Source organism: Rhodoferax sp. (genome assembly GCF_012927445.1).
Classification (GTDB): domain Bacteria; phylum Pseudomonadota; class Gammaproteobacteria; order Burkholderiales; family Burkholderiaceae_C; genus Rhodoferax.
This window is the reverse complement of sequence record NZ_JABBPD010000008.1, coordinates 56,489-79,998: the sequence shown is the minus strand read 5'-3', so window position 1 is coordinate 79,998 and position 23,510 is coordinate 56,489. Positions and strand designations below refer to the sequence as shown.

Sequence of the window (23,510 nt, the reverse complement as noted above, 5' to 3'; positions counted from 1 at the left end):
GGGACTCGCTCAAACGTAGGCAGGGACCATACAGGTCTTGTGCTCTATGTGATATTCAAATTCGTGACGGAAATGCTTGATCATGGCCCGCACCGGCATCGCGGCGGCATCGCCGAGGGCACAAATCGTGCGCCCCATGATGTTCTCGGCGACCGAATTCAGCAAATCCATGTCGGAAGGACGACCCTGACCATTTTCGATCCGGTCAACCATGCGCGACAACCAACCGGTGCCCTCGCGGCATGGTGTGCACTGGCCACATGATTCGTGCATGTAAAAGTAACTCAAGCGCTGCAGGCTCTTGACCATACAACGGCTATCGTCCAGAACAATCACCGCCCCCGAGCCCAGCATTGAACCTGCTTTGGCGATGGAGTCGTAGTCCATCGTGCACTCCATCATGATGCTGGCGGGCAGAATCGGTGACGATGAGCCGCCCGGGATCACGGCTTTAAGCTGACGGCCACGGCGAACGCCACCGGCAATTTCAAGCAATTTGGAGAACGGCGTGCCCATCGGTATTTCATAATTGCCGGGCAACTCCACATCACCGCTGATGGAGTAAATTTTGGTGCCGCCATTGTTGGGCTTGCCACACTCCAGATAGGCCGGTCCACCGTTGCGGATAATCCATGGCACCGCAGCAAACGTTTCGGTATTGTTGATGGTGGTCGGCTTGCCGTACAGGCCAAAACTTGCCGGAAACGGTGGCTTGAACCGGGGCTGCCCCTTCTTGCCTTCAAGAGACTCCAGCAAGGCCGTTTCTTCGCCGCAAATGTAGGCGCCGAAACCGTGCGCCGCATGCAACTGAAAAGTGAAGCTGCTGCCTAAAATATTATTGCCCAGCAGACCTGCCGCACGAGCCTCTTCCAGCGCCTCTTCAAAGCGATCGTAGCTTGCGAAGATCTCGCCATGAATGTAGTTGTAGCCCACCGAGATGCCCATGGCATAGGCAGCAATGATCATGCCTTCAATCACGATATGCGGATTGAATTGCAGAATGTCGCGGTCTTTGCAAGTCCCGGGTTCACCCTCGTCGGAATTGCACACCAGATATTTTTGACCGGGAAACTGGCGAGGCATGAAGCTCCACTTGAGTCCGGTCGGAAAACCAGCACCGCCACGCCCGCGCAAGGACGACTCTTTGACGGTGGCAATGACCTGATCTTGCGTCAGTCCTTCCCCGCCGTCTTTTGCAAGAATCTTGCGCAACGCCTGATAGCCACCACGCGCTTCATAATCCTTCAGGCGCCAATTGGTCCCCGTCAAACCGGCATAGATTTGCGGATTGATGTGCCGATCGTGAAAACAGGTCTGGACGCCAGTGGCCTGAAACTGGGCAAGAATTTTTTCAGCCATCATTATTTATCCCCAGCAGCGCGCAGGCCATCGACCAACTGGTCAAGCTTGTCATTGCTCATGAAGCTGCACATCGTGCGATCATTCACCAGCAATACAGGGGAGTCGGCACAAGCACCAAGACATTCACTTTGCTGCAAGGTGAACATTCCGTCGGCCGTTGTCTCACCCATGCGAATCCCCAACTTTTCTTCAAGATGCTTGAGGGCGCGGCCACCTTCGCGTAACTGGCACGGCAAGTTGGTACAGACGTTCAGCTTGTACTTGCCACAGGCATGCTGGTTGTACATGTTGTAGAAAGTGGTGACTTCGTGCACAGCGATCGGGGCCATCCCCAGATAGTCGGCCACAATTTGTTCACTCTCCGTACTCACGAACCCAGCTTCCTGCTGAACAATGGCCAGGCAGGCCATGACGGCAGACTGCTTTTGGTCAGCAGGGTATTTAGCGACTTCCTTGGCAAAACGTGCCATCGTCGCTTGCGAAACAGCTTTTGAGATCATCGATCAATCTCTCCAAACACAATATCCATAGTTCCAATCACGGCCACAACGTCCGCAATCATGTGACCGCTGGCCATCTCATTCAGTCCAGCCAAATGGGCGAAGCCAGGCGGACGAATCTTTAACCGGTAGGGCTTGTTGGCACCATCACTCACGATGTAGATCCCAAACTCACCCTTGGGATGCTCTACTGCAGCATAGGCCTCACCTTCGGGCACATGAAAACCTTCAGTGAAGAGCTTGAAATGGTGAATCAACTCTTCCATGTTGGATTTCATGGATTCACGATCAGGGGCTGCCACTTTGTGGTTATCCGTGATAACCGGACCGGGGTTGACACGCAACCAGTCAACGCATTGCTTGATGATGCGATTGGACTGCTTCATCTCCTCCATGCGAACCAGATATCGATCGTAACAATCGCCGGTCACACCGACAGGAATATCAAAATCCATGCGGTCGTACACATCGTAGGGCTGCTTTTTACGCAAATCCCATTCAACACCGGAACCCCGAAGCATGGCGCCTGTGAAACCCATATTCAGCGCGCGCTCAGCCGTGACTACCCCAATACCCACCGTCCGCTGTTTCCATATCCGGTTTTCCGTGAGGAGTGTGTGATATTCCCCCAGATAGGTTGGGAAGCGCTGGGTAAAGTCATCAATGAAGTCAAGCAAGGAACCTTGACGGTTGCTGTTGAGTTCCGCAATGCCCTTGGCGTTGCGAACCTTGTTGGCCTTGTACTGAGGCATGGTATCGGGCAGATCCCGGTACACACCACCTGGACGGAAGTACGCTGCATGCATACGTGCACCGCTAACGGCCTCGTACATGTCAAACAAATCTTCACGCTCACGAAACGTGTAGATCAAAATAGTCGAACTACCGCAATCGTTTCCATGCGACCCCAGCCACATCAAGTGATTCAGCAGGCGCGTGATTTCAGCAAACATCACACGGATGTACTGGGCACGCACCGGCACTTCAATGCCCAGCAACTTTTCGATGGCCAGACAATAAGCGTGCTCATTGCACATCATGGACACATAATCAAGCCGGTCCATGTAAGGCAAGGATTGAATGAAGGTCTTGCTTTCAGCCAGTTTTTCGGTAGCACGATGCAGCAAACCGATATGCGGGTCGGCCCGTTGCACCACCTCGCCGTCGAGTTCCAGCACCAAGCGCAAAACGCCGTGGGCGGCCGGATGCTGCGGCCCAAAGTTCAATGTGTAGTTTTTTATTTCAGCCATGACACAAACCGCCTAGTGCAGGCCTCCATAGTTGTCTTCGCGAATGATGCGCGGTGTGATTTCTCGTGGCTCAATCGTGACGGGCTGGTAGACAACGCGCTTGCTCTCTGCGTCATAGCGCATCTCGACATGACCACTCAAAGGAAAGTCTTTGCGGAACGGGTGCCCAATGAAACCGTAGTCCGTCAGGATGCGACGCAAATCGTTGTGTCCCTCGAACACAATGCCAAACAGATCAAATGCTTCCCGCTCGAACCAGTTGGCCGAATTCCAGATCTCCGTCACCGAGGCCAGCACAGGAAAATCATCATCGGGTGCAAACACCTTCAGCCGGACTCGCTGATTCAAACTGACAGACAGCAAGTGCAACACCACGCAGTAACGCAAACCTTCACGACCAACGCCCTTGTAGTCGGAGTAATCCAACCCGCACAAATCCACCATCTGCTCAAAGCAGAGGCCCGGCGCATCACGCAAAGTTTTGGCAACTTCTTGATAGTCGGCAGCGCCCACCACCACAGTCACCTCGCCCAAAGCCACACCAATATGCTGAATCTTGTCGCCAAGCACCGCAGCAAGGGTGTTTTTCAGAGTCTCGGGGTTAACAGCAAAAACAGTCATCCGTAATCCTTCAGGCACGTGCAATGGTTTGCGTACGGCGAATCTTTTGCTGCAACTGCATGATGCCGTAGATCAGCGCTTCAGCAGTCGGCGGGCAGCCCGGCACATAGACATCAACCGGCACAATCCGGTCGCAGCCACGCACTACCGAATAGCTGTAATGGTAATAACCACCGCCATTCGCACATGAACCCATGCTGATGACCCAACGCGGCTCTGACATCTGGTCATAAACCTTGCGCAGGGCGGGCGCCATTTTGTTGCACAACGTACCTGCCACAATCATCAGATCGGACTGCCGTGGGCTGGCACGAAACACCTCCGCACCAAAACGACTGATGTCATAACGCGAAGCCGCAGCGTGCATCATCTCAACAGCACAACAAGCCAGACCGAAAGTCATAGGCCAGACAGAACCTGTCTTAGCCCAATTCATCACCGAGTCGTAACTCGTGGTGACGAAGCCCTCTTTCAAAATACCTTCAATCATTCCGCTACTCCCAGTCCAGTGCACCCTTTTGCCACATGTAAACAAAGCCAATGGCAAGAACACCCACAAACTCTGCACCGATCAAGAAACCAAGAAGCCCAGTCTCCCTGAGCGACACCGCCCAAGGAAACAAAAAGGCCGTTTCCAAATCAAACAAGATGAACAAAATCGCCACAAGGTAGTAGCGAACATCGAATTTCATCCGGGCGTCTTCAAACGCCTCAAAGCCGCATTCATAGGGAGAATTTTTTGCCGGATCGGGCCGATTGGGTCCAAGGATGTAACCAAGAACCTGAGGCACAACACCCACAGCGATTCCAACCAGGATGAACAAAAGGACAGGTAAGTACTGATCAAGGTTCATCTGGTGGTACTGATCAAAGTCTTTGCTTGCTGCGTTAACTCACAGCAAGTATATTTATCTGGTGCCGTCGGCGAGACTCGAACTCGCACAGCTTTCGCCACTACCACCTCAAGATAGCGTGTCTACCAATTTCACCACGACGGCGGCTTTTTAACATCTGGATTGCGTGAGGTACCTTGCGGCTTTTAGCTTTCCCGACAGAGCTAGAGTTTACCCTGAAATCGCACTATTTCCTTAACGGAAGTAGGCAATTTCAATAGCATTTAAACAGCAATTATTTAGATGGAATTTGAGCTGCGCCAGATGCCGGTGCAGCAGGCACAACAGCCGCCGGAAGCGGTGCGATGACAGCAGCGCCCTCAAGCACACTGCCGGAGCTGGCCGCCGGACGTGCGGTACCAAAATAAGCCAGCATCAGGGTGCAGACAAAAAACACCGTCGCCAGCACAGCGGTGGTGCGCGATAAAAAATTGGCACTGCCACTGGCACCGAACAGGCTGCCGGAGCCACCGCTACCAAAGGCAGCACCCATGTCAGCACCCTTGCCGTGCTGCACGAGGATGAGACCGATCATGGATACCGCAGCAATCATTTGAACGGCGAGAAGGATGGTTAAAAAAACACTCATTAAATACTCCTAAATATGGAACAGCCAACACCCAAAATCAGAGGGCAGAAGCAATAATCGATAAAAAATCAGGCGCCTTGAGCGAGGCGCCGCCCACCAATCCGCCATCGATGTCCGGCTGCGCCAGCAACTCCGCGGCATTGGCCGCATTCATACTGCCACCATAGAGAATGTGAATGCGATCCGCCTGCGGCGAAGCCGCTTTCAGTTGCGCCCGCAGCACCGCATGGACCTGCTGCGCCTGTTCGGTACTGGCGGTTTTTCCCGTACCGATGGCCCAAACGGGTTCATACGCAACCACTATTTCGCTAATGCAGTGTCCATTGGCATGAATCACCGCCGCTAACTGGCGCTTGACGACCTCTTCTGTCTTGCCCGCTTCACGTTCAGCCAAGGTCTCACCGACACACACGATGGGTGTGATGCCGAAGGCCAATGCACGCTGAGCTTTGGCCGCCACGAGCGCATCCGATTCAAAGTGATACTGCCGACGTTCGGAATGGCCGACGATGCAATAGCGAACGCCAAACTCATTGAGCATGGCGCCTGAAATTTCCCCCGTAAAAGCACCCGCCGCATGCTGCGACAAGTCCTGGGCACCCAAATCTATGGCACTGCCGGCCATGAGTGCCTGCATCTGGGCCAGGTAGACCGATGGCACGCACAGTGCCACCTGACATGCCGAGCGATCCAGCCCGGCCAGTAAACCTTTGACCAAGGCTTCGTTGGCAGCCAGACTGCCGTTCATTTTCCAGTTACCAGCGATCAGTTTTTTCTTCATGCGACACCCCAAGTCAAAACAATTTTTCCAACATGCTGGTTGGACTCCATCAGTGCATGCGCACTGGCCGCATCCTCTGCGGCAAATGTGCTGTGAACCACCGGCTTGATGAGGCCGCGCTCAATCAGCGGCCACACATTGGTCAGACACGCCTGCGCAATCGCCTGCTTGAACGCAATCGAACGCGCGCGCAATGTCGAGCCCGTTATCGTGAGCCGTCGCCGCAGCACCAGACCGGCGTTGATTTCACTCTTCACACCACCTTGCACGGCAATGATGACCAATCGACCATCTTCACTCAGACACTGAATCTCTTTGGCGACATAACTGCCCGCCACCATGTCCAGAATGACATTCACGCCCTGACCATCGGTCAATCGTTTGACCTCGTCCTGAAAATCGTGCGTCTTGTAATTGATGGCATGATCAGCACCCAAGGCGCGGCAAGCGGCGCATTTTTCATCGCTGCCCGCCGTGACGATCACCTTCGCCCCCCGGGCTTTGGCCAGCTGGATGGCGGTCACGCCAATACCGCTGGAGCCCCCCTGAATCAACAGCGTTTCGCCCTTTTGCAGGCCGGCACGATCAAAAACGTTGCTCCAGACCGTGAAAAACGTCTCGGGCAGCGATGCCGCCTCGACGTCGCTCAAGCCTTGGGGCACAGGGAGGCACTGCCCCACCGGTGCCACGCAAAATTCAGCGTAGCCGCCGCCGGCGACCAGCGCACAAACGCGATCGCCCAGCTTAAAGCCCGCACGCGCCAGCTCCTGCGCGTCGCCCTGCTCAATCACGCCCGCCACTTCCAGCCCCGGAATATCCGAGGCACCCGGCGGCACCGGGTAATTCCCCGTGCGTTGCAGAACATCCGGCCGATTGACACCGCTGGCCGACACACGAATAAGCAACTCCCCGATGCCCGGCACGGGCACAGGTCGCTCACCCACGCGCAAAACGTCGGGCGCCCCAAAGGCAGTTATTTCGATAGCTTTCATGGTCATTTCAGCCGATAGACCCCGTGCTACTTACGCGAGGCGCTATCAATTTCATAACAAGAAGGAAACAATCAAGCGTGCTGATCAGAGCCAGACTGGGCCGGACGGTCCAGCAAAGCCTTCATCGACAGCTTGATGCGGCCCTTTTCATCGGTTTCCATGACCTTGACCTTGACGATCTGACCTTCAGTCAGGTAATCAGACACCTTTTCGACACGCTCGTGCGCGATCTGGCTGATGTGCAGCAAGCCATCTTTACCAGGCAGCAAGTTGATCAACGCACCAAAGTCCAGAATCTTGACGATCGGGCCTTCGTAGATCTTGCCGATTTCAACTTCAGCGGTGATCTGCTCGATGCGGCGTTTGGCTTCTTCAGCCTTGGCTGGATCGGCCGACGCGATGGTGATGGTGCCATCTTCATCAATGTTGATCTGAGTACCGGTTTCTTCGGTCAGCGCACGGATCACCGAGCCGCCCTTGCCGATCACATCACGAATTTTCTCGGGATTGATCTTCATGGTGAACAGGCGCGGTGCGAAGTTGGACACTTCGGTCTTGGCTTCAGCCATCGCCTCTTGCATTTTGCCCAGAATGTGCATGCGCGCTTCTTTGGCCTGGGCCAATGCCACTTGCATGATTTCCTTGGTGATGCCCTGGATTTTGATGTCCATCTGCAGCGCGGTAATACCGTTGGTGGTACCGGCGACCTTGAAGTCCATGTCACCCAGATGATCTTCGTCACCCAGAATGTCGGTCAGCACGGCGAAGCGGCCTTCGTCCTTGATCAGACCCATGGCGATACCGGCCACGTGAGCTTTCATGGGCACGCCAGCGTCCATCAGAGACAGGCAGCCGCCGCAGACCGAAGCCATCGACGAGGAGCCATTGGATTCGGTGATTTCAGACACCACACGCATGGTGTACGGAAACTCTTCTTTAGAGGGCAGTACCGCCATCAAAGCACGCTTGGCCAAACGACCGTGACCGATTTCGCGGCGCTTGGGCGTACCAACGCGACCGGTTTCGCCGGTGGCGAACGGAGGCATGTTGTAGTGCAGCATGAAGCGGTCTTCGTACTCACCCGCCAGCGCATCAATACGCTGTGCGTCGCGCTCGGTGCCCAATGTCGTGACTACCAGCGCCTGGGTTTCGCCACGCGTGAACAAGGCCGAACCGTGGGTACGGGGCAGCACGCTGTTGCGGATTTCAATGGCGCGCACGGTGCGGGTGTCGCGGCCATCGATACGGGGTTCGCCGGCCAGAATCTGGCTGCGCACAATCTTGGCTTCGATGTCGAACAACATGCCTTCAACGGCGACGGCATCAAATTCAACGCCCTCGGCTTTCAGGCCCATTTTTACCCAAGTGTAAGTTTCGCGCGTGGCATGGGTGCGAGCCTGCTTGTTGCGAATCTGGTAGGCCGCAGCCAGCTTTTCTTCGCCCAGCGCAACCACTTTAGCGATCAGCACTTCATCTTTGGCGGGTGCTTTCCAATCCCATACCGGCTTGCCGGCGTCACGCACCAGTTCGTGAATGGCATTGATGGCAATGTTGCCTTGCTCATGGCCAAACACCACGGCGCCGAGCATGATTTCTTCGCTCAGTTGCTTGGCTTCGGATTCCACCATTAACACGGCGGATTCGGTACCGGCCACGACCAGATCCAACACGGAATCTTTGCGGGCAGTCTGGCCGGGATTCAATACATATTCGCCGTTGATGTAACCAACGCGGGCAGCACCGATGGGGCCGCTAAACGGAACACCACTGACCGACAAGGCAGCGCTGACAGCGATCAAAGCGGCAATGTCGGCATCCACTTCAGGATTCAACGACAAGGTGTGGACGACCACATGCACTTCGTTGAAAAAACCTTCAGGAAACAGAGGGCGGATTGGGCGGTCGATCAAACGGCTGGTCAGCGTTTCAAACTCGCTGGGACGGCCTTCGCGCTTGAAAAAGCTACCGGGAATCTTGCCTGCAGCGTAGGTTTTCTCAAGGTAATCAACCGTCAACGGGAAAAAGTCCTGACCGGCCTTGCCTTCGGTTTTGGCAACGACAGTGGCCAGCACCACGGTGCCGTCCATGTCCAGCAGCACGGCGCCGCTGGCCTGGCGAGCGATTTCGCCAGTTTCCATGGTGACGGTGTTTTGACCCCATTGGAAGGTCTTGGTGACTTTATTGAATATGCTCATTTGTATCTCCTGGTCAATATGGGAGGTGCAGGCCACCTCGCCCGAGCCCGGATTCAGCGTCACAGAACACGATGCCATTCCAGCGAAATTCGACTTGAATTCCGCTGGAATGACACAGCTTCGCTCCGATATTGCCTACTCCGAAGTAAAAAACGCCTGAGCTAGTAACCTAACTCAGGCGTTCAACATTCGATTTAACGATTACTTACGCAGACCCAACTTGGCGATCAGCGCAGCATAACGCTCGTGGTCTTTGGAATTCAGGTAATCCAACAGCTTACGGCGACGGCTCACCATGCGCAACAGACCACGACGACCATGGTGGTCTTTGGCGTGGGTCTTGAAGTGAGGTGTGAGTTCATTGATACGGGCGGTCAGCAGTGCAACTTGCACTTCAGGACTACCGGTGTCACCAACTTTACGTGCGTTGTCTTTGACGACAGCGGCTTTGATACTGGATGCGATCATTTTATTTCCTTGAATTAATAAACTTGCGTCAGGCGCTGGAACTGCCCCTGACGTGTGCTTGTGCGGTGTGCAAAGCCATTCGATTATAACCAGACGACTCAAGCCTGACGCGGGATCCCAATATTGCCGTCATGGGCGCTGCATTTTGCAGGAGGTCGGCTGTTCCGCGCGGGCCGCCGTCAGGGTTTTGATGACCCGAAAACCGTAGCCGGAGCCTTCGACATCAAACTTGACGCCAGGGGCGCCTTGTCGGTCCATCAGGCCCACCAGCAACTGCTGCTGAAACTGGTGATCCGACGCCCGCATCGCGCCAGATTGACCCTTCAAGGTGACCTTGGCCCGCTCCAGCTGGGTGGCAACCGCGATTGAATTCGTCGTGCCGGCTTTCTCAATGGCCTGCGCCAGCGACTCCACCATCAGCTGCATGCGCATGTGCACGTAGTCGTCGGCCGGCTTGGGAAAGCGCTGGCGAAACGATTGGTAGAACACCTCGCTTGACGCGGTTTGCACATTGGGCAGCCAGTCGGCCACCGCCACCACTTTGCCGATGCCGGCGTCGCCAATCGCGGCCGGCGCGCCCAGCGCGTTGCCGTAGAAGGTGTAGAACTTGCCTTCAAAACCCACTTCTTTGGCCGCCTTGACCAGCAGCGTCAGGTCATTGCCAAAATTGCCGGTGATGACCGCCTGCGCGCCACTGGCCTTGATCTTGGCGGCATAGGGCAAGAAATCCTTGATGCGCCCCATTGGGTGCAACTCCTCGCCCACCACCTGCACATCCGGCCGCAAAGCCGCGAGCTGGCGTTTGGCTTCACGCGCGACAGCGTGGCCAAAACTGTAATCCTGGCCAATGAGGTAGACACGCTGGAGCGACTTGTCCTCTTTCAGCACGTCCATCAGTGCCGTCATGCGCATGTCGGCATGGGCATCAAATCGAAAGTGCCAGAAACTGCATTTTTCGTTGGTCAAAATCGGATCGACCGCCGAGTAGTTCAGAAACAGCACACGTTTGCCTGGCTCGCGCTCGTTGTGTTTGTTGATGGCGTCAATCAGGGCCGCCGCCGTGGCCGAGGAATTGCCTTGCATGATGAACTGGGCGCCGTCATCGATGGCCGACTTTAGCGCCGACAAGGCTTCCTCGGTCTGGCCTTTGCTGTCATAGCGATCAATCTCCAGGGGCCGATGGCCACCGGCCAACTTCACGCCGCCGCGGGCGTTGACGCGCTCCACCGCCCAGATCAGGTTGCGAAATACCGCCTCGCCGGTGTTGGCAAACGGGCCACTCAAACTCTCGACCATGGCGATCTTGATGGGCGCGGACTCGGCTACGGGCGCCGCTTGGGCGAAGGTCAGGGCGGGCACGCATAGCGCCAATGCCAGTAATTTCAAGGCCTTGCGGGGAAGAATAAACATATTGGAATCTCTCTTGAATACTGCCGCTTCACTCGCAGATTCAGTACAAGCGGAGGTTCATGTTGAACGCCGCGCAGTGTACAAGGAGTTAAACCATGTTTTTTGCCACCACCGCCCCCGCCAACCTTCGCCGTCAAGCCTTTTCGCCCGCAGGCCGTTCGCTGGAGCGCTTCCTGACGGAGGCGCAATTGGGCAGCCGCCAGGCCTCCGGTGCGGTCGCGCAGGACGAAAAGTCCTACACACTGACCTTTGATGTCCCCGGCATTGCCAAAGACCAGTTGAACATCGGCCTTGAAGGCAGCATCGTGCGGATTGAGACCAAAGAAGGCGCGCCACGCCAATACAAGCAGGCTTATGAATTGCCGCAGGATATTGATGCGGCCAGCAGCGAGGCCAAACTGGAGAACGGCGTCCTCACCCTCAAGCTCGGCAAGCAAGTGCCGGTGAGCCGGGTCACGCAATTGAACATCAGCTAACTTGCTATTAATTAAATAGCTGTCTACGCAGGTAGAACGGGGTCTAGAGCCTATTTAGATCAAATCAAGCGGCCAGCGGGGTTTCACGTCAAAAGCGTAAACCTCGTTGGCTGTTTGCTGTCCGGACTGCAGGCGCATGGCGGCGGCCATGGCAATCATGGCGCCGTTGTCGGTGCACAAATGCAGTTCGGGGTAATGCACCCGCACCCGGCGCTTGGCGCACTCGGCGTTGAGCTGTTCGCGCAGCTTGCGGTTGGCGCCCACGCCACCCGCCACCACCAGCCGATTCAAGCCGGTCTGGGTCAGCGCGGTCAGTGACTTCTTCACCAGCACCTCCACAATCGCGGCCTGGGTCGAAGCGGCCAGGTCGGCCAGCACGCGGGCGGGCAAGGCCTCGACGGCACAGTCCTGCGCGGCGGCCAGTTTTTTGGCCTGCACCATCACCGCTGTTTTCAAGCCCGAGAATGAAAAATCCAGATTGCCGCTGTGCAGCAAGGGCCGTGGCAACTTGAAGGCAGTGGCATCGCCCTGCTCGGCCAGGCTGGACAGCGCCGGACCACCGGGATAACCCAAGCCCAGCAGTTTGGCCGACTTGTCAAACGCCTCACCGGCCGCGTCGTCAATCGTCTCGCCCAGCAGCTGGTAGCGCCCGACGCCGTCCACCCGCATCAGCTGCGTGTGGCCACCCGACACCAGCAGCGCTACGAATGGAAACTCGGGCGGGTCGGCACTCAGAAACGGCGACAACAAATGGCCTTCCAGATGGTGCACGCCCAGCACCGGTTTACCTAAAGCGGCGCCCAGCGCACACGCCACCCCGGCGCCCACCAGCAAAGCACCCGCCAGCCCCGGGCCCCGGGTGAACGCCACCACATCGATATCGGCCAGGCTTCGCCCGGAAGCGGCCAGTACCTCTTCAGTCAGCGGCAGCACGCGGCGAATATGGTCGCGGCTGGCCAGCTCGGGCACCACGCCACCGTACGCCTGATGCATGGCGATCTGACTGTAGAGCGCATCCGCCAGCAACACCGGTAAGTCGTTGCCCCGCACCTCGACCAGCGCCACGCCCGTTTCGTCACACGAAGACTCAATCCCCAACACCTGCAAGTTTTTTGCCATAGCGGCAGATTTTAGGGGATGGCACAATGTGCAACAGCGCTCATCCGCCTGTTTTGGCTCAATTCTTGCGTGACTCAACCTATGAATGAAGCCCTGCGAATCGTTGTTGTTGCCCCCGATCTGGCCATAGAGGACCAGAGCGATGACTACGCCATCAGCCAGGCCGAGCGCTCGCGCAGCCTGCGCATTGGCCTGCTGGAAAACGGCTTCAACCTGGTGGCCAGCCTGCCGGCGGACGTCTTCCTGACGGAACGGCTGGCCCAGCTCCAGCCCGACATGATCATTGTGGATGCCGAAAGCGAAGCGCGCGACGCGCTGGAGCATGTGGTGATGGCGACGCGCGATGCCCGCCGCCCGATCGTCATGTTCACCAACGACAGCGACACCCGCCACGTCAAAGACGCGGTGGCCGCCGGTGTCTCGGCCTACATCGTGGCCGGCCTCTCCAGTGAGCGTATTCGCCCGATTCTGGATGTGGCCATGGCCCGCTTCCAGCATGAACAGGCGCTGCGCCAGGAACTGGCCGCCACCAAGAGCGAGTTACAGGACCGCAAGGTGATTGACCGGGCCAAGGGCCTGCTGATGCAGCGCCAGGGCTTGAGCGAACAGGCCGCGTTCGAAAAGATGCGCAAAACCGCCATGGACAAGGGCCTGAAACTGGCCGACGTGGCCCAGCGCATGCTGGATGTGGCCGATTTACTCGGCTAACAACGACGCACCCTAAGTGGGCATCGGCAACAAGCCCAAACCAACCAAATAGGTGGTGACCGCCTGCGAAGCCACCCCCACCAACTCAAACGACGTTGGCGCCAGCAACCAGGTGTGAATCAGTCCCACCATCAACGCGTGCAAACCCTGCGCCGCCACCTGGGGCGGCAGCCGCAGCGGCATCGCCAAATGCGCCGCCGCCTGCTCCAGACTGCGCTGTATCTGGCTTGAGTTCTTCACATAACACTGCAAATGGCGCTCCTTCACCGCCAGCAGCTCCTCCACGTACTCCACCTTGAGTGTGGCCACCTCGAACACACGCCGGGTGCGTTCGTCGGTGGCGATTTTTCGCATGGCGTCCAGAATCGCACGCTGCAACTCGACCAGCGGGTCCCGCCCGGCATCGAGCCCGATTCGCTGCAGCGTATCCTCCATCGGCAGCGTGATGCGGTCCATCATGGCATTGAACAAATCTGCCTTGTTTTTGAAATGCCAGTAAATCGCGCCCCGACTCACGCCAGCGGCTTGCGCAATGTCATGCAAGGAGGTGCGCGACACGCCTTTTTCAGCAAAGACACGCTCCGCCGCATCCAGCAAGCGGTGGCGGGTGGCGAGGGCTTCTTCCTTGGTACAGCGAACCATGAGGGGCTTCTTTCAAATAACGTTGTAAAAATGAAATGCAGACAACATACATACATGATTGTATGTATACTTTGAAAACTCTGCTGGTTTTTAGATACCATGCGGCAAAAAGACCAATCCCCCCCTTCTTTCAGGAAGTTCACCATGACCGCACCACGAGCCCGGCTTTCCATCGCCGCCCCCATCCCCCACCGGTCACCCTTGCGCGGCCGCCTGGCCTTGACCTCTCTGAGTCTTGCGGCCCTGCTGGCGGGCTGCGGTCAAAGCAGTACCGCACCAGCGGGCCCGGCGGGCGGCATGCCCCCGGCCGAAGTGGGCGTGGTCACGGTCACCCCCGGTGATGTGGGGTTGATCAGCGAGCTGCCCGGCCGCCTGGAAGCCTCGCGCGTGGCCCAGGTGCGGGCACGCGCTTCCGGCATTCTGCAAAAGCGGCTGTTTCGCGAAGGCAGCGACGTCAAAGCGGGCCAGGCATTGTTCGAGATTGACGCCAGCCCGTACCAAGCCAGCTATGCCAGTGCCCAGGCCAGCTTGGCCAAAGCCGAAGCCAACCTGATGCAGGCCAGTGCGCAAGCCGAGCGCTACAAACCACTAATCGCGGCCAAGGCCATCAGTCAGCAGGAATACGTGAGCGCCCAGGCCGCCAGCAAACAGGCTGAGGCTGATGTCGCCATCGGCAAGGCTGCGGTGCTGACCGCACGCATCAACCTGAACTACGCCGCCGTCACCGCCCCGATTTCGGGCCGCATTGGCCGCTCACTGGTCACCGAAGGCGCGCTGGTCGGTCAAGGCGAGGCGACTCAGTTGGCGGTCATCCAGCAGATTGACCCGATGTATGTGAATTTCACCCAGTCTGCCTCCGAAGTGCTCAAGCTCCAGGCCGGTTTGACCAAGGGTCAATACAAGCAGGCCGGCAAAGGTGCCGCCAGCGTCAGCCTCATCCTGGAAGATGGAAGCACCTACGCCCACACCGGTCGCCTGCTGTTCACCGACCTGACCGTCGATGCCACCAGCGGTCAAGTGACCTTGCGCGCAGAAGTTCCCAACCCCGAGAAGCAACTTTTGCCCGGCCTGTACGTGCGCGTCAAGCTGGCACAGGCGCAAGTCAATGGCGCCATCCTGCTGCCGCAGCAAGCCGTCACACGGGGAGCCCAGGGCGACACGGTCATGGTCGTGGGCCCCGACAACCATCTGGCCCCACGCCCGATCAAGCTGGGTCAAGCCCAGGACAATAAATGGGTCGTGCTGGAAGGACTCAAGGCTGGCGAGCAGGTGATGGTTGACGGCTTCCAGAAACTGCCACGCGGCAAACCAGGGGACCCGATCATCGTCAAGCCCGTGCCGTGGCAAGCGCAGGGCGGCAAGCCCGCCGCCAGCGTAGCGGTGCCCGCTGCTTCGGCTGCATCAGCGCCGGCCAGCGCAGCCTCCAGCGTCGCCCGCTAAGGAACCCGAGCCATGGCCAAATTTTTTATCGAACGCCCCATCTTTGCGTGGGTGATCGCCATTTTCATCATGGTTTTGGGCGGCGTGTCGATCACGCAGTTGCCGATCGCGCAGTACCCGGCGGTCGCGGCACCCATCATCCAGATATCAGTCGCCTACCCCGGCGCCACGGCGCAGACGCTGGAAGACAGCGTGCTGGCCGTCATCGAACGCGAAATGAACGGTGCCACAGGCTTGGCCTATATGGAAACCACCAGCCAGGCCAACGGCACCGGCTCGATCGCGCTGAGTTTCGAGCCCAATACCAACCCGGAACTGGCCCAGGTGGACGTGCAAAACCGCCTGGCGCGGGCCACGCCTCGACTGCCTTCGGCCGTGACGCAACAGGGCGTGCGCGTCGATAAATCCCGCTCCAACTTTCTGCTGTTCGCGATGCTGTCGTCCAAAAATCCGGACGTGACCATCGACATGCTCAATGACTATGCAGCGCGCAATGTGCTGCCTGAGCTTCAGCGTCTGGCTGGTGTTGGCACCGTCACGCAGTTCGGTGCCGAACGCGCGATGCGCATCTGGATCGATCCGGCCAAGCTCAAGGGCGTTAATCTGTCACTGGATCAGGTCAATGCCGCGATTCGCGCCCAAAATGCGCAAGTGTCGGCCGGTAATCTGGGCGACCTGCCCAACGCACCCGGCCAGACGATGACGGCGACCATTGTGGTGCCCGGCCAGCTGACCTCGGTGGAGCAGTTCGGCAATGTCCAGTTGCGCGCCAATGCCGACGGTTCATCGGTCCGCCTGAAGGATGTCGCCCGTATCGAACTGGGCGCGCAGAGCTACAGCACCAGCGCACGCTTGAACGGTCAATCGGCGGTCGGCATGGGCGTACAGCTCACGCCCTCGGCCAATGCCCTGGCCACCGCCAAGGCGGTGAAGGCCAAGCTGGCCGAGTTGCAACCCTTCTTTCCAGCGGGCGTGAGTTACACCATCCCTTATGACAGCTCAACCTTTATCTCGGTCTCGATCGGGAAAGTGGTGGAAACCCTGCTGGAGGCCATGGCGCTGGTGTTCCTGGTCATGTTCCTGTTTCTGCAGAACTGGCGCTACACCATCATTCCGACCATCGTCGTGCCGGTGGCGCTGCTGGGCACCTTTGGCGCGTTGCTGGCCATGGGCTTCTCGATCAACGTGCTGACCATGTTCGGCATGGTGCTGGTCATCGGTATCGTGGTCGACGATGCCATTGTGGTGGTCGAAAACGTGGAACGCATCATGAGCGAAGAAGGCCTGCCCCCGCTGCAGGCCACGCGCAAGGCCATGGGCCAGATATCGGGCGCCATCATCGGTGTGACCGTGGTGCTGATCTCGGTGTTCGTGCCGCTGGCGTTCTTTGCAGGCTCCACCGGCAACATCTACCGCCAGTTCTCCGCGACGATGGCCACCTCGATCGCCTTTTCGGCCTTCCTGGCACTGTCGCTGACCCCTGCTTTGTGCGGCACGCTGCTCAAACCCGTGGAGGCCGGGCACCACCTGGAAAAGACCGGCTTCTTCGGCTGGTTCAACCGCAAGTTCAAGTCCACCGCCAAAGGCTATGAAAGCGGTTTGTCCAAGCTGCTCAAACGGGCGGGCCGGATGATGATCGTCTACGTCATGCTGATTGGCGTGGTCGGGCTGATCTACACACGCTTGCCAACCTCGTTCCTGCCCAATGAAGACCAGGGTTACATCCTCACCAACGTGCAATTACCCGCTGGCGCATCGCTGGAACGCACGCGCACGGTGCTGCAGCAGGTCGAAGACTACATGCTCAAACAACCGGAGATCGCCAACATCGTCACCGTGGCCGGCTTCTCCTTCTCCGGGCAGGGGCAAAACGCCGGCCTGGCGTTTGTGATGCTCAAGGACTGGAGCGAACGCCCTGGTGCCGAGCATTCGGCACAGGCCATCGCCAAGCGGGCCTTTGGGGCGCTGATGGGCATCCATGACGCCTTCATCTTCGCGCTGAGCCCGCCACCGATTCCCGAGTTGGGCAATGCGACCGGCTTCACTTTCCGACTGCAGGACCGCGGCAGCAAGGGCCACACAGCGCTGCTGAACGTGCGCAATCAATTGTTGGGCATGGCCAGCCAAAGCAAGGTGCTCGCCGGCGTGCGCCCCGACGGCATGGAAGACGCGCCCCAGATGCAGATTGACATCGACCGCAACAAGGCCAGTGCACTGGGCGTCGGCTTCGACAGCATCAACAGCGCGCTTTCAACCGCCATCGGATCGAGCTACATCAACGACTTCCCGAACCAGGGCCGACTGCAACGCGTGATCGTCCAGGCCGACGCCAGCGCCCGCATGCAGCCCGAAAAAATCCTGGATCTGCCGGTAGCCAACAGCAGCGGCCAACTCGTGCCGCTCTCCGCCTTTGCCAGTACCCGCTGGATCACCGGCCCGATGCAGACCTTGCGCTACAACGGCTACCCGGCCATGAAGATTTCTGGCGATGCAGCGCCCGGCTTCAGCACCGGGGATGCCATGGCGGAAATGGAAAAACTGGCAGCCAAACTCCCGGAAGGTTTCGGCTTCGAATGGACCGGTCAGTCGCGCGAAGAAAAACTCGCCGGCGCACAGGCCATGGTGCTGTATGGCTTCTCGCTGCTGGCCGTGTTCCTGTGCCTGGCCGCGCTGTATGAAAGCTGGTCGATTCCGTTCTCGGTCCTGCTGGTGGTGCCACTCGGCGTGCTCGGCGTGGTGCTGGCCACCTTGATGCGCGGCATGTCCAATGACGTGTACTTTCAGATTGGCCTGATCACCATCATCGGCCTGTCCTCCAAGAATGCGATTCTGATCATCGAATTCGCCAAGGACCTGCAAGCGGAAGGCAAGAGCTTGATGGATTCGGCGCTCGAAGCCGCCCACCTGCGCTTTCGCCCCATTGTCATGACCTCGATGGCGTTCACCCTGGGCGTGCTGCCGTTGTTCATCGCCAGCGGCGCCAGTTCGGCCAGTCAGCGTGCCATTGGCACCGGCGTGATCGGCGGCATGATCACCGGCACCGTGCTGGCCGTGATTTTCGTGCCCGCCTTCTTTGTGCTGGTACGCGGCTTCTTCAAAGGCAGCGTACGCCAGCACGAACACGATGCCAAAGTGGTTCAACAGCATCACCAACAGGCCGAGCATGAATAAGCACCTTGATCAACCACTGCCCATGAAGACACTCCCCCCCTCCTTTGCCCGGCCGGTGCCGCTTCGCCTGGCCTTGGCCACGGTGGCCGCGGCCGCCCTGCTGGCGGGCTGCTCGATGATGCCGACCTACGAACGGCCCGCCGCGCCAGTGCCCGCACAGTACCCCGGTGCCAGCGCACCCACTGGCGCCGGCACCGCTGCGGCCGAACTGGCCTGGCAAGACTATTTTGCCGATGACTCGTTGCGCCAATTGATTGCCACCGCGCTGGCCAACAACCGTGACCTGCGCGTGGCGGTGCTCAACATCGAACAGGCCCGGGCGCAGCTCGGCATCCGCCGTGCCGATCAGTTCCCCACGGTGAATGCGGCGCTGACCGGTTCGCGCACGACCACGGGCGACGCCGCCATCACCAGCGTCTACAACGCCGGCCTGCTGGTGACGGCCTATGAGTTTGACTTTTTTGGCCGGGTCGCCAGCCTGAAAGAACAAGCGCTGGCCCAATACCTGGCCACCACCGAGGGCAGCAAGACGGCCCAGATCAGCCTGATCGCCACCGTGGCGCAAAGCTGGTTCAGCCTGCTGGCCGACGAGGAGTTGCTGGCGATCTCGAAGCAGACGCTGGCCACCCGCGAAGACTCACTCAAGCTGGTGCAACTGCGCCTGGACAACGGCGCCACCTCCGAACTGGAGCTGCGCCAGGCCCAATCCCTGCTGGAGACGGCGCGTGTCACGCTGGCCCAGCAGCAGCGGCAACGCGCCCTGGATGAAAACGCTTTGGTCTTGTTGCTGGGGCAAGCGATGCCCGGCGACGTGCGCGAGCGTCTGGCCACCACACGGTTGACGCAACTGCGCCTGCCGGAGCTGCCGGCTGGTCTGCCGTCCGACCTGCTCACGCGGCGCCCCGATATCAAGCAGGCCGAACAGCAGTTGATCGCCGCCAATGCCAACATCGGCGCAGCGCGGGCCGCCTTCTTTCCGCGCATCTCGCTCACGGCGGGCGCCGGCTCGGCCAGCAACGCACTGGCCGGCTTGTTCAAGGACGGTTCCTGGGGCTTCTCCCTGGCGCCGCAACTGCTGTTGCCGATCTTTGACGCGGGCCGCAACCAGGCTGGCCTGGATTCGGCCAAAGCAGGCCGCGACATCGCCATTGCCCAGTACGAAAAATCCATCCAGAGCGCCTTCCGCGAAGTGGCCGATGCGCTGGCCGGACGCGACACACTGGCCGAACAACTGCGCGCCCAGCAGGCACAGACCGAAGCCGAAACACAGCGTCTGCGCCTGACCGACCTGCGTTACCAGAATGGCGCCGCCAGTCTGCTGGACTCGCTCGATGCCCAGCGCTCACTGTTTGGCTCCCAGCAAGCGCTGGTGCAGACGCGTCTGACCTATTTGCAGAACCAGGTGGTGCTCTACAAAACCTTGGGCGGCGGCGCAACACAGCCCACGCCCTGAAGCAAACACCCAAGCCCCTTTGCCGGTCGCAAACGGGGCTTGGGCCCACCATCTTTGGTGCAGCGCACAAAATTGGTGCCACGCCCGCATTTTTGCCAGCTTAGGCATCCATTAACCCTCTAGCCCCGTATCTATTGCGCAAGCAGCTATTAAATTAATAGCACTTCAAACAATCCTGAGTCTGGCACGCAGATTGCGTAGTCAGTAGCAAGACCAGCGATGGTCACTTAACCGATTCTTCCCAACGGCGGGCAGAGTTGGTTAACCCAGGACAAAGGCGTCCCCACCCACAGGCAGCGGCAGACCAGTCGCTTGCCGGTGACGTGAGGACGCCTTTTTTTGTTTGTTTTTTCAGGAGCTTGCCATGACCGATCTTCTTAAATCCAGCCTCAGCCGACGCGCTGTTTTGCAAACTGCCGCGGTTGGCGCCGTCGGCATCAGCCCGGCCCTGCGCTCGGTCGTTTACGCCGCCGGCTCCGACACCCCGGAAAAAACCGAAGTCAAAATCGGCTTCATCCCGCTGACCGACTGCGCCAGCGTGGTGATGGCCTCGGTACTCGGCATCGACAAAAAATACGGCGTCAAGATCATCCCGTCCAAAGAATCCAGTTGGGCCGGTGTGCGCGACAAGCTGGTCACCGGCGAACTCGACTTTGCCCATGTGCTGTATGGCCTGCTCTACGGCGTGCATTTGGGGGTGGGCGGCGCCAAAAAAGACATGGCGGTGCTGATGACGCTGAACCAGAATGGCCAGGCCATCACGCTGTCCAAAAAACTGGCCGACAAAGGCGCGGTCGATGGTGCCGGCCTGGCCAAGCTGATGACGCGCGAAAAGCGTGAATACACCTTTGCCCAGACCTTCCCCACCGGCACGCACGCCATGTGGCTGTATTACTGGATGGCGGCCAACGGCATCAACCCGATGTCTGGCGCCAAGGTCATCACCGTGCCGCCACCGCAAATGGTGGCCAATATGCGGGTCGGCAACATGGACGGCTTCTGCGTCGGCGAGCCCTGGAACCACCGCGCCATCATCGACGGCATTGGCGTCACCGCCGCCACCACGCAAGACATCTGGAAAGACCACCCGGAGAAAGTGCTCGGCACCACCGGCGACTTCGTCAAAAAATACCCCAACACGGCGCGCGCCGTGACCGCCGCCATTCTGGAAGCCGGCCGCTGGATCGACGCCAGCCTGGCCAACAAAAACAAGATGGCGGAAGTCATCGCTGAAAAGTCTTACGTCAACACCAGCGTGGACGCCATCAACCAGCGCATTCTGGGCCGCTACCAAAACGGCATGGGCAAGACCTGGGATGACCCCAACTACATGAAGTTCTACAACGACGGCGCGGTCAATTTCCCGTACCTGTCAGACGGCATGTGGTTCCTGACGCAGCAAAAACGCTGGGGCTTGCTGAAAGACCATCCCGACTACCTGGCGGTGGCCAAGCAGATCAACCAGATCGACCTCTACAAGCAAGCCGCAGCGGCCAGCAAGACGCCAGTGCCGAAAGACGTGATGCGCAGTGCCAAGCTAATGGACGGCGTGGTGTGGGACGGCAAAGACCCGAAAAAGTACGCCGACGGTTTCAAGATCAAGGCCTGAGCCGCGCCTTAGCCCCCTTAACCCAGCACACCCAAGGAACACACCATGGTCAGCGCCGTCTTTCACTCACCTTTATCGCCAGCGGCAGAGAGCGCCGCGATTAAAACAGAAGCTACTCACGCAGATTCGACGGGGGCTACAAGCCAAAATGATCTAAAAAATCAGACGATTCAGCCGAAACTGATTCGCCAGCCAGCCAGCGCCGGCAAGCCGCCGTTCGACTGGCGCGGCCTGTGGCTGGCGGTGCTGCCGCCGGTTTTTGGCTTGGGCTTGCTGATTGGCGTGTGGGCGCTGGTGTCGATCTCAACCGCCAGCAGCATCCCGTCGCCCACTGAAACGTTCAAGCAGGCAATCGTCATTTTCAGCGACCCGTTCTACAGCAAGGGCCCCAACGACCAGGGCGTCGGCTGGAACATTCTGGCCTCGCTGGAACGGGTGGCGGTCGGCTTTGGCCTGGCGGCGGCGGTCGGCATTCCGGTCGGTTTCATGGTCGGGCGTTTTGAGTTTTTGAGCCGCATGTTCAACCCGCTGATCAGCCTGTTGCGCCCGGTGTCGCCGCTGGCCTGGTTGCCGATTGGCCTATTGGTGTTCAAGGGCGCCAACCCGGCGGCGATCTGGACCATCTTCATCTGCTCGATCTGGCCCATGATCATCAACACCGCCGTCGGCGTGCAGCGGGTGCCGCAGGACTACATGAACGTGGCGCGCGTGCTGAATTTGAGCGAATGGAAGATCGTGACCAAGATTCTGTTCCCCTCGGTGCTGCCTTACATGCTGACCGGCGTGCGCCTCGCCGTCGGTACCGCCTGGCTGGTGATCGTGGCGGCCGAGATGCTGACCGGCGGCGTCGGCATCGGCTTCTGGGTCTGGGACGAGTGGAACAACCTGAACGTCAAAAACATCATCATCGCCATCTTTGTGATCGGCATCGTCGGCCTGATCCTGGAATACGCCCTGATCAAAATCGCCACCGCATTTACGTTTGAAGAGGTGAAATCATGACCGCCAACTACATTGAAATCTCCGGCGTCGAGCAAACCTTCAAGACCCGCAAAGGCCCATTCTGCGCGCTGCAAAACGTCAACCTGACGGTCGCCAAAGGCGAGTTTGTGGCGCTCATCGGCCACTCGGGTTGCGGCAAGTCCACGCTGCTGAACCTGATTGCCGGGCTGACCCTGCCGACGCAAGGCCACCTGTTGTGCGCCAACCGCGAAATCGCCGGCCCCGGCCCGGAGCGGGCGGTGGTGTTCCAGAACCATTCGTTGTTGCCCTGGTTGACCTGTTTCGAGAACGTGTATCTCGGCGTCGAGCGGGTCTTTGGCGCCGCCAACAAAACCACCGGCGCTCCATCGGAGAGCAAAACCCAGCTCAAGGCCCGCACCGACGCCGCGCTGGCGCTGGTCGGCTTGACGCCCGCCGCGCAAAAACGACCCGGCGAAATCTCGGGCGGCATGAAGCAGCGCGTCGGCATTGCCCGCGCCCTGGCGATGGAACCCAAAGTGCTGCTGATGGACGAGCCGTTTGGGGCGCTGGACGCCCTGACCCGCGCCAAGCTGCAGGACGAGCTGCTGGAGATCGTGGCCCGCACCCACAGCACCGTGGTGATGGTGACGCACGATGTCGACGAAGCCGTTCTGCTGTCCGACAAGATCGTGATGATGACCAACGGCCCGTCCGCCACCATCGGCGAAGTGCTCAGTGTCGAGCTGCCGCGTCCGCGCAACCGGGTGGCGCTGGCCGACAGTGCGCAGTACCTGCATTACCGCAAAGCGGTGATTGATTTCCTCTACACGCGCCAGGCGCATGTGGAAAAAGCCGCCTGAACCCGATC

The 23,510-nt window shown here is 59.0% G+C and carries 22 protein-coding genes and 1 tRNA gene; 8 read left to right on the top strand and 15 right to left on the bottom strand.

Going from position 1 to position 23,510, the window contains the following annotated elements; genetic code table 11:
* Positions 1-9 precede the first annotated feature (9 nt).
* The 13 genes from nuoF to HHJ17_RS15905 all read right to left on the bottom strand — a co-directional run bounded on the left by nuoF (position 10) and on the right by HHJ17_RS15905 (position 11,061).
* Complete coding sequence (gene nuoF, locus HHJ17_RS15965) at positions 10-1,362, bottom strand: NADH-quinone oxidoreductase subunit NuoF (RefSeq protein WP_296502631.1); 1,353 nt, start codon at positions 1,360-1,362, stop codon at positions 10-12.
* On the bottom strand, positions 1,362-1,862 hold the full coding sequence (nuoE, locus tag HHJ17_RS15960) for an NADH-quinone oxidoreductase subunit NuoE (RefSeq protein ID WP_296502628.1): 501 nt from the start codon (positions 1,860-1,862) through the stop codon (positions 1,362-1,364). Before nuoE ends, nuoF begins: the two co-directional genes overlap by 1 nt.
* Positions 1,859-3,112, bottom strand: a complete 1,254-nt coding sequence (locus HHJ17_RS15955; protein ID WP_296502625.1) for an NADH-quinone oxidoreductase subunit D — start codon at positions 3,110-3,112, stop codon at positions 1,859-1,861. The genes nuoE and HHJ17_RS15955 overlap by 4 nt, the downstream gene beginning before the upstream one ends.
* Before the next feature lie 12 nt (positions 3,113-3,124).
* Positions 3,125-3,733, bottom strand: coding sequence for an NADH-quinone oxidoreductase subunit C (locus HHJ17_RS15950; protein WP_296502622.1), 609 nt, complete (start codon positions 3,731-3,733; stop codon positions 3,125-3,127).
* Between the two features lie 10 nt (positions 3,734-3,743).
* Positions 3,744-4,223: an NADH-quinone oxidoreductase subunit B family protein gene (locus HHJ17_RS15945; RefSeq protein ID WP_296502620.1), complete on the bottom strand. Its 480-nt coding sequence runs from the start codon at positions 4,221-4,223 to the stop codon at positions 3,744-3,746.
* Positions 4,224-4,227: 4 nt separating this feature from the next.
* Positions 4,228-4,587, bottom strand: a complete 360-nt coding sequence (locus HHJ17_RS15940) for an NADH-quinone oxidoreductase subunit A (protein WP_296502617.1) — start codon at positions 4,585-4,587, stop codon at positions 4,228-4,230.
* 59 nt (positions 4,588-4,646) lie between these two features.
* A tRNA-Leu gene (locus HHJ17_RS15935) sits at positions 4,647-4,731 on the bottom strand.
* Positions 4,732-4,861: 130 nt separating this feature from the next.
* Positions 4,862-5,215: a preprotein translocase subunit SecG gene (gene secG / locus HHJ17_RS15930; protein ID WP_296502615.1), complete on the bottom strand. Its 354-nt coding sequence runs from the start codon at positions 5,213-5,215 to the stop codon at positions 4,862-4,864.
* Positions 5,216-5,252: 37 nt separating this feature from the next.
* Entirely contained in the window at positions 5,253-5,996 is a 744-nt protein-coding gene (tpiA, locus tag HHJ17_RS15925) for a triose-phosphate isomerase (protein ID WP_296502613.1), read from the bottom strand.
* Complete coding sequence (locus HHJ17_RS15920) at positions 5,993-6,988, bottom strand: NAD(P)H-quinone oxidoreductase (protein WP_296502610.1); 996 nt, start codon at positions 6,986-6,988, stop codon at positions 5,993-5,995. The genes tpiA and HHJ17_RS15920 overlap by 4 nt, the downstream gene beginning before the upstream one ends.
* Positions 6,989-7,059: 71 nt before the next feature.
* Positions 7,060-9,183: a polyribonucleotide nucleotidyltransferase gene (gene pnp, locus HHJ17_RS15915; RefSeq protein WP_296506471.1), complete on the bottom strand. Its 2,124-nt coding sequence runs from the start codon at positions 9,181-9,183 to the stop codon at positions 7,060-7,062.
* A 201-nt stretch (positions 9,184-9,384) separates the two neighbouring features.
* On the bottom strand, positions 9,385-9,651 hold the full coding sequence (gene rpsO / locus HHJ17_RS15910) for a 30S ribosomal protein S15 (RefSeq protein WP_296502606.1): 267 nt from the start codon (positions 9,649-9,651) through the stop codon (positions 9,385-9,387).
* A 129-nt stretch (positions 9,652-9,780) separates the two neighbouring features.
* Positions 9,781-11,061, bottom strand: a complete 1,281-nt coding sequence (locus HHJ17_RS15905) for a branched-chain amino acid ABC transporter substrate-binding protein (RefSeq protein ID WP_296502604.1) — start codon at positions 11,059-11,061, stop codon at positions 9,781-9,783.
* A gap of 95 nt (positions 11,062-11,156) precedes the next feature.
* Here HHJ17_RS15905 and HHJ17_RS15900 point away from each other — a divergent pair, with 95 nt between their 5' ends.
* Positions 11,157-11,537: an Hsp20/alpha crystallin family protein gene (locus tag HHJ17_RS15900; protein WP_296502602.1), complete on the top strand. Its 381-nt coding sequence runs from the start codon at positions 11,157-11,159 to the stop codon at positions 11,535-11,537.
* A gap of 54 nt (positions 11,538-11,591) precedes the next feature.
* Here the strand turns inward: HHJ17_RS15900 and tsaD are convergent, their stop codons facing one another.
* The gene (tsaD, locus tag HHJ17_RS15895; RefSeq protein WP_296506469.1) at positions 11,592-12,656 is read right to left on the bottom strand and encodes a tRNA (adenosine(37)-N6)-threonylcarbamoyltransferase complex transferase subunit TsaD; all 1,065 of its coding nucleotides are present in this window, start codon (positions 12,654-12,656) and stop codon (positions 11,592-11,594) included.
* A gap of 81 nt (positions 12,657-12,737) precedes the next feature.
* Here tsaD and HHJ17_RS15890 point away from each other — a divergent pair, with 81 nt between their 5' ends.
* Positions 12,738-13,364, top strand: coding sequence for an ANTAR domain-containing protein (locus HHJ17_RS15890; RefSeq protein WP_296506467.1), 627 nt, complete (start codon positions 12,738-12,740; stop codon positions 13,362-13,364).
* Positions 13,365-13,376: 12 nt separating this feature from the next.
* Here HHJ17_RS15890 and HHJ17_RS15885 read toward each other — a convergent pair whose 3' ends face one another.
* Entirely contained in the window at positions 13,377-14,006 is a 630-nt protein-coding gene (locus tag HHJ17_RS15885; protein WP_296506466.1) for a TetR family transcriptional regulator, read from the bottom strand.
* A 144-nt stretch (positions 14,007-14,150) separates the two neighbouring features.
* On the opposite strand from HHJ17_RS15885, the gene HHJ17_RS15880 reads away from it, so the two are divergent.
* The 6 genes from HHJ17_RS15880 to HHJ17_RS15855 all read left to right on the top strand — a co-directional run bounded on the left by HHJ17_RS15880 (position 14,151) and on the right by HHJ17_RS15855 (position 23,502).
* Complete coding sequence (locus tag HHJ17_RS15880) at positions 14,151-15,446, top strand: efflux RND transporter periplasmic adaptor subunit (protein ID WP_296506465.1); 1,296 nt, start codon at positions 14,151-14,153, stop codon at positions 15,444-15,446.
* Positions 15,447-15,458: 12 nt separating this feature from the next.
* Positions 15,459-18,617 carry an efflux RND transporter permease subunit gene (locus tag HHJ17_RS15875; protein WP_296506463.1) on the top strand — a complete coding sequence of 1,053 codons (3,159 nt, stop codon included), beginning with the start codon at positions 15,459-15,461 and terminating at the stop codon, positions 18,615-18,617.
* 22 nt (positions 18,618-18,639) lie between these two features.
* Complete coding sequence (locus HHJ17_RS15870) at positions 18,640-20,070, top strand: efflux transporter outer membrane subunit (protein WP_296506461.1); 1,431 nt, start codon at positions 18,640-18,642, stop codon at positions 20,068-20,070.
* Between the two features lie 364 nt (positions 20,071-20,434).
* On the top strand, positions 20,435-21,679 hold the full coding sequence (locus tag HHJ17_RS15865) for a CmpA/NrtA family ABC transporter substrate-binding protein (protein ID WP_296506459.1): 1,245 nt from the start codon (positions 20,435-20,437) through the stop codon (positions 21,677-21,679).
* Positions 21,680-21,724: 45 nt separating this feature from the next.
* Positions 21,725-22,681 carry a nitrate ABC transporter permease gene (ntrB, locus tag HHJ17_RS15860; protein ID WP_296506458.1) on the top strand — a complete coding sequence of 319 codons (957 nt, stop codon included), beginning with the start codon at positions 21,725-21,727 and terminating at the stop codon, positions 22,679-22,681.
* Positions 22,678-23,502: an ABC transporter ATP-binding protein gene (locus tag HHJ17_RS15855; protein WP_296506457.1), complete on the top strand. Its 825-nt coding sequence runs from the start codon at positions 22,678-22,680 to the stop codon at positions 23,500-23,502. Before ntrB ends, HHJ17_RS15855 begins: the two co-directional genes overlap by 4 nt.
* Positions 23,503-23,510: the final 8 nt, after the last annotated feature.

Coding starts and splice junctions, on each gene's coding strand:
- HHJ17_RS15920 (WP_296502610.1), bottom strand. CDS start 6,988: ATGAAAGCTATCGAAATAACTGCCTTTGGGGCGCCCGACGTTTTGCGC.
- HHJ17_RS15900 (WP_296502602.1), top strand. CDS start 11,157: ATGTTTTTTGCCACCACCGCCCCCGCCAACCTTCGCCGTCAAGCCTTT.
- HHJ17_RS15855 (WP_296506457.1), top strand. CDS start 22,678: ATGACCGCCAACTACATTGAAATCTCCGGCGTCGAGCAAACCTTCAAG.
- HHJ17_RS15890 (WP_296506467.1), top strand. CDS start 12,738: ATGAATGAAGCCCTGCGAATCGTTGTTGTTGCCCCCGATCTGGCCATA.
- ntrB (WP_296506458.1), top strand. CDS start 21,725: ATGGTCAGCGCCGTCTTTCACTCACCTTTATCGCCAGCGGCAGAGAGC.
- HHJ17_RS15945 (WP_296502620.1), bottom strand. CDS start 4,223: ATGATTGAAGGTATTTTGAAAGAGGGCTTCGTCACCACGAGTTACGAC.
- tpiA (WP_296502613.1), bottom strand. CDS start 5,996: ATGAAGAAAAAACTGATCGCTGGTAACTGGAAAATGAACGGCAGTCTG.
- nuoF (WP_296502631.1), bottom strand. CDS start 1,362: ATGATGGCTGAAAAAATTCTTGCCCAGTTTCAGGCCACTGGCGTCCAG.
- HHJ17_RS15885 (WP_296506466.1), bottom strand. CDS start 14,006: ATGGTTCGCTGTACCAAGGAAGAAGCCCTCGCCACCCGCCACCGCTTG.
- nuoE (WP_296502628.1), bottom strand. CDS start 1,862: ATGATCTCAAAAGCTGTTTCGCAAGCGACGATGGCACGTTTTGCCAAG.
- HHJ17_RS15905 (WP_296502604.1), bottom strand. CDS start 11,061: ATGTTTATTCTTCCCCGCAAGGCCTTGAAATTACTGGCATTGGCGCTA.
- HHJ17_RS15950 (WP_296502622.1), bottom strand. CDS start 3,733: ATGACTGTTTTTGCTGTTAACCCCGAGACTCTGAAAAACACCCTTGCT.
- HHJ17_RS15870 (WP_296506461.1), top strand. CDS start 18,640: ATGAAGACACTCCCCCCCTCCTTTGCCCGGCCGGTGCCGCTTCGCCTG.
- HHJ17_RS15875 (WP_296506463.1), top strand. CDS start 15,459: ATGGCCAAATTTTTTATCGAACGCCCCATCTTTGCGTGGGTGATCGCC.
- tsaD (WP_296506469.1), bottom strand. CDS start 12,656: ATGGCAAAAAACTTGCAGGTGTTGGGGATTGAGTCTTCGTGTGACGAA.
- rpsO (WP_296502606.1), bottom strand. CDS start 9,651: ATGATCGCATCCAGTATCAAAGCCGCTGTCGTCAAAGACAACGCACGT.
- secG (WP_296502615.1), bottom strand. CDS start 5,215: ATGAGTGTTTTTTTAACCATCCTTCTCGCCGTTCAAATGATTGCTGCG.
- HHJ17_RS15865 (WP_296506459.1), top strand. CDS start 20,435: ATGACCGATCTTCTTAAATCCAGCCTCAGCCGACGCGCTGTTTTGCAA.
- pnp (WP_296506471.1), bottom strand. CDS start 9,183: ATGAGCATATTCAATAAAGTCACCAAGACCTTCCAATGGGGTCAAAAC.
- HHJ17_RS15880 (WP_296506465.1), top strand. CDS start 14,151: ATGACCGCACCACGAGCCCGGCTTTCCATCGCCGCCCCCATCCCCCAC.
- HHJ17_RS15955 (WP_296502625.1), bottom strand. CDS start 3,112: ATGGCTGAAATAAAAAACTACACATTGAACTTTGGGCCGCAGCATCCG.
- HHJ17_RS15940 (WP_296502617.1), bottom strand. CDS start 4,587: ATGAACCTTGATCAGTACTTACCTGTCCTTTTGTTCATCCTGGTTGGA.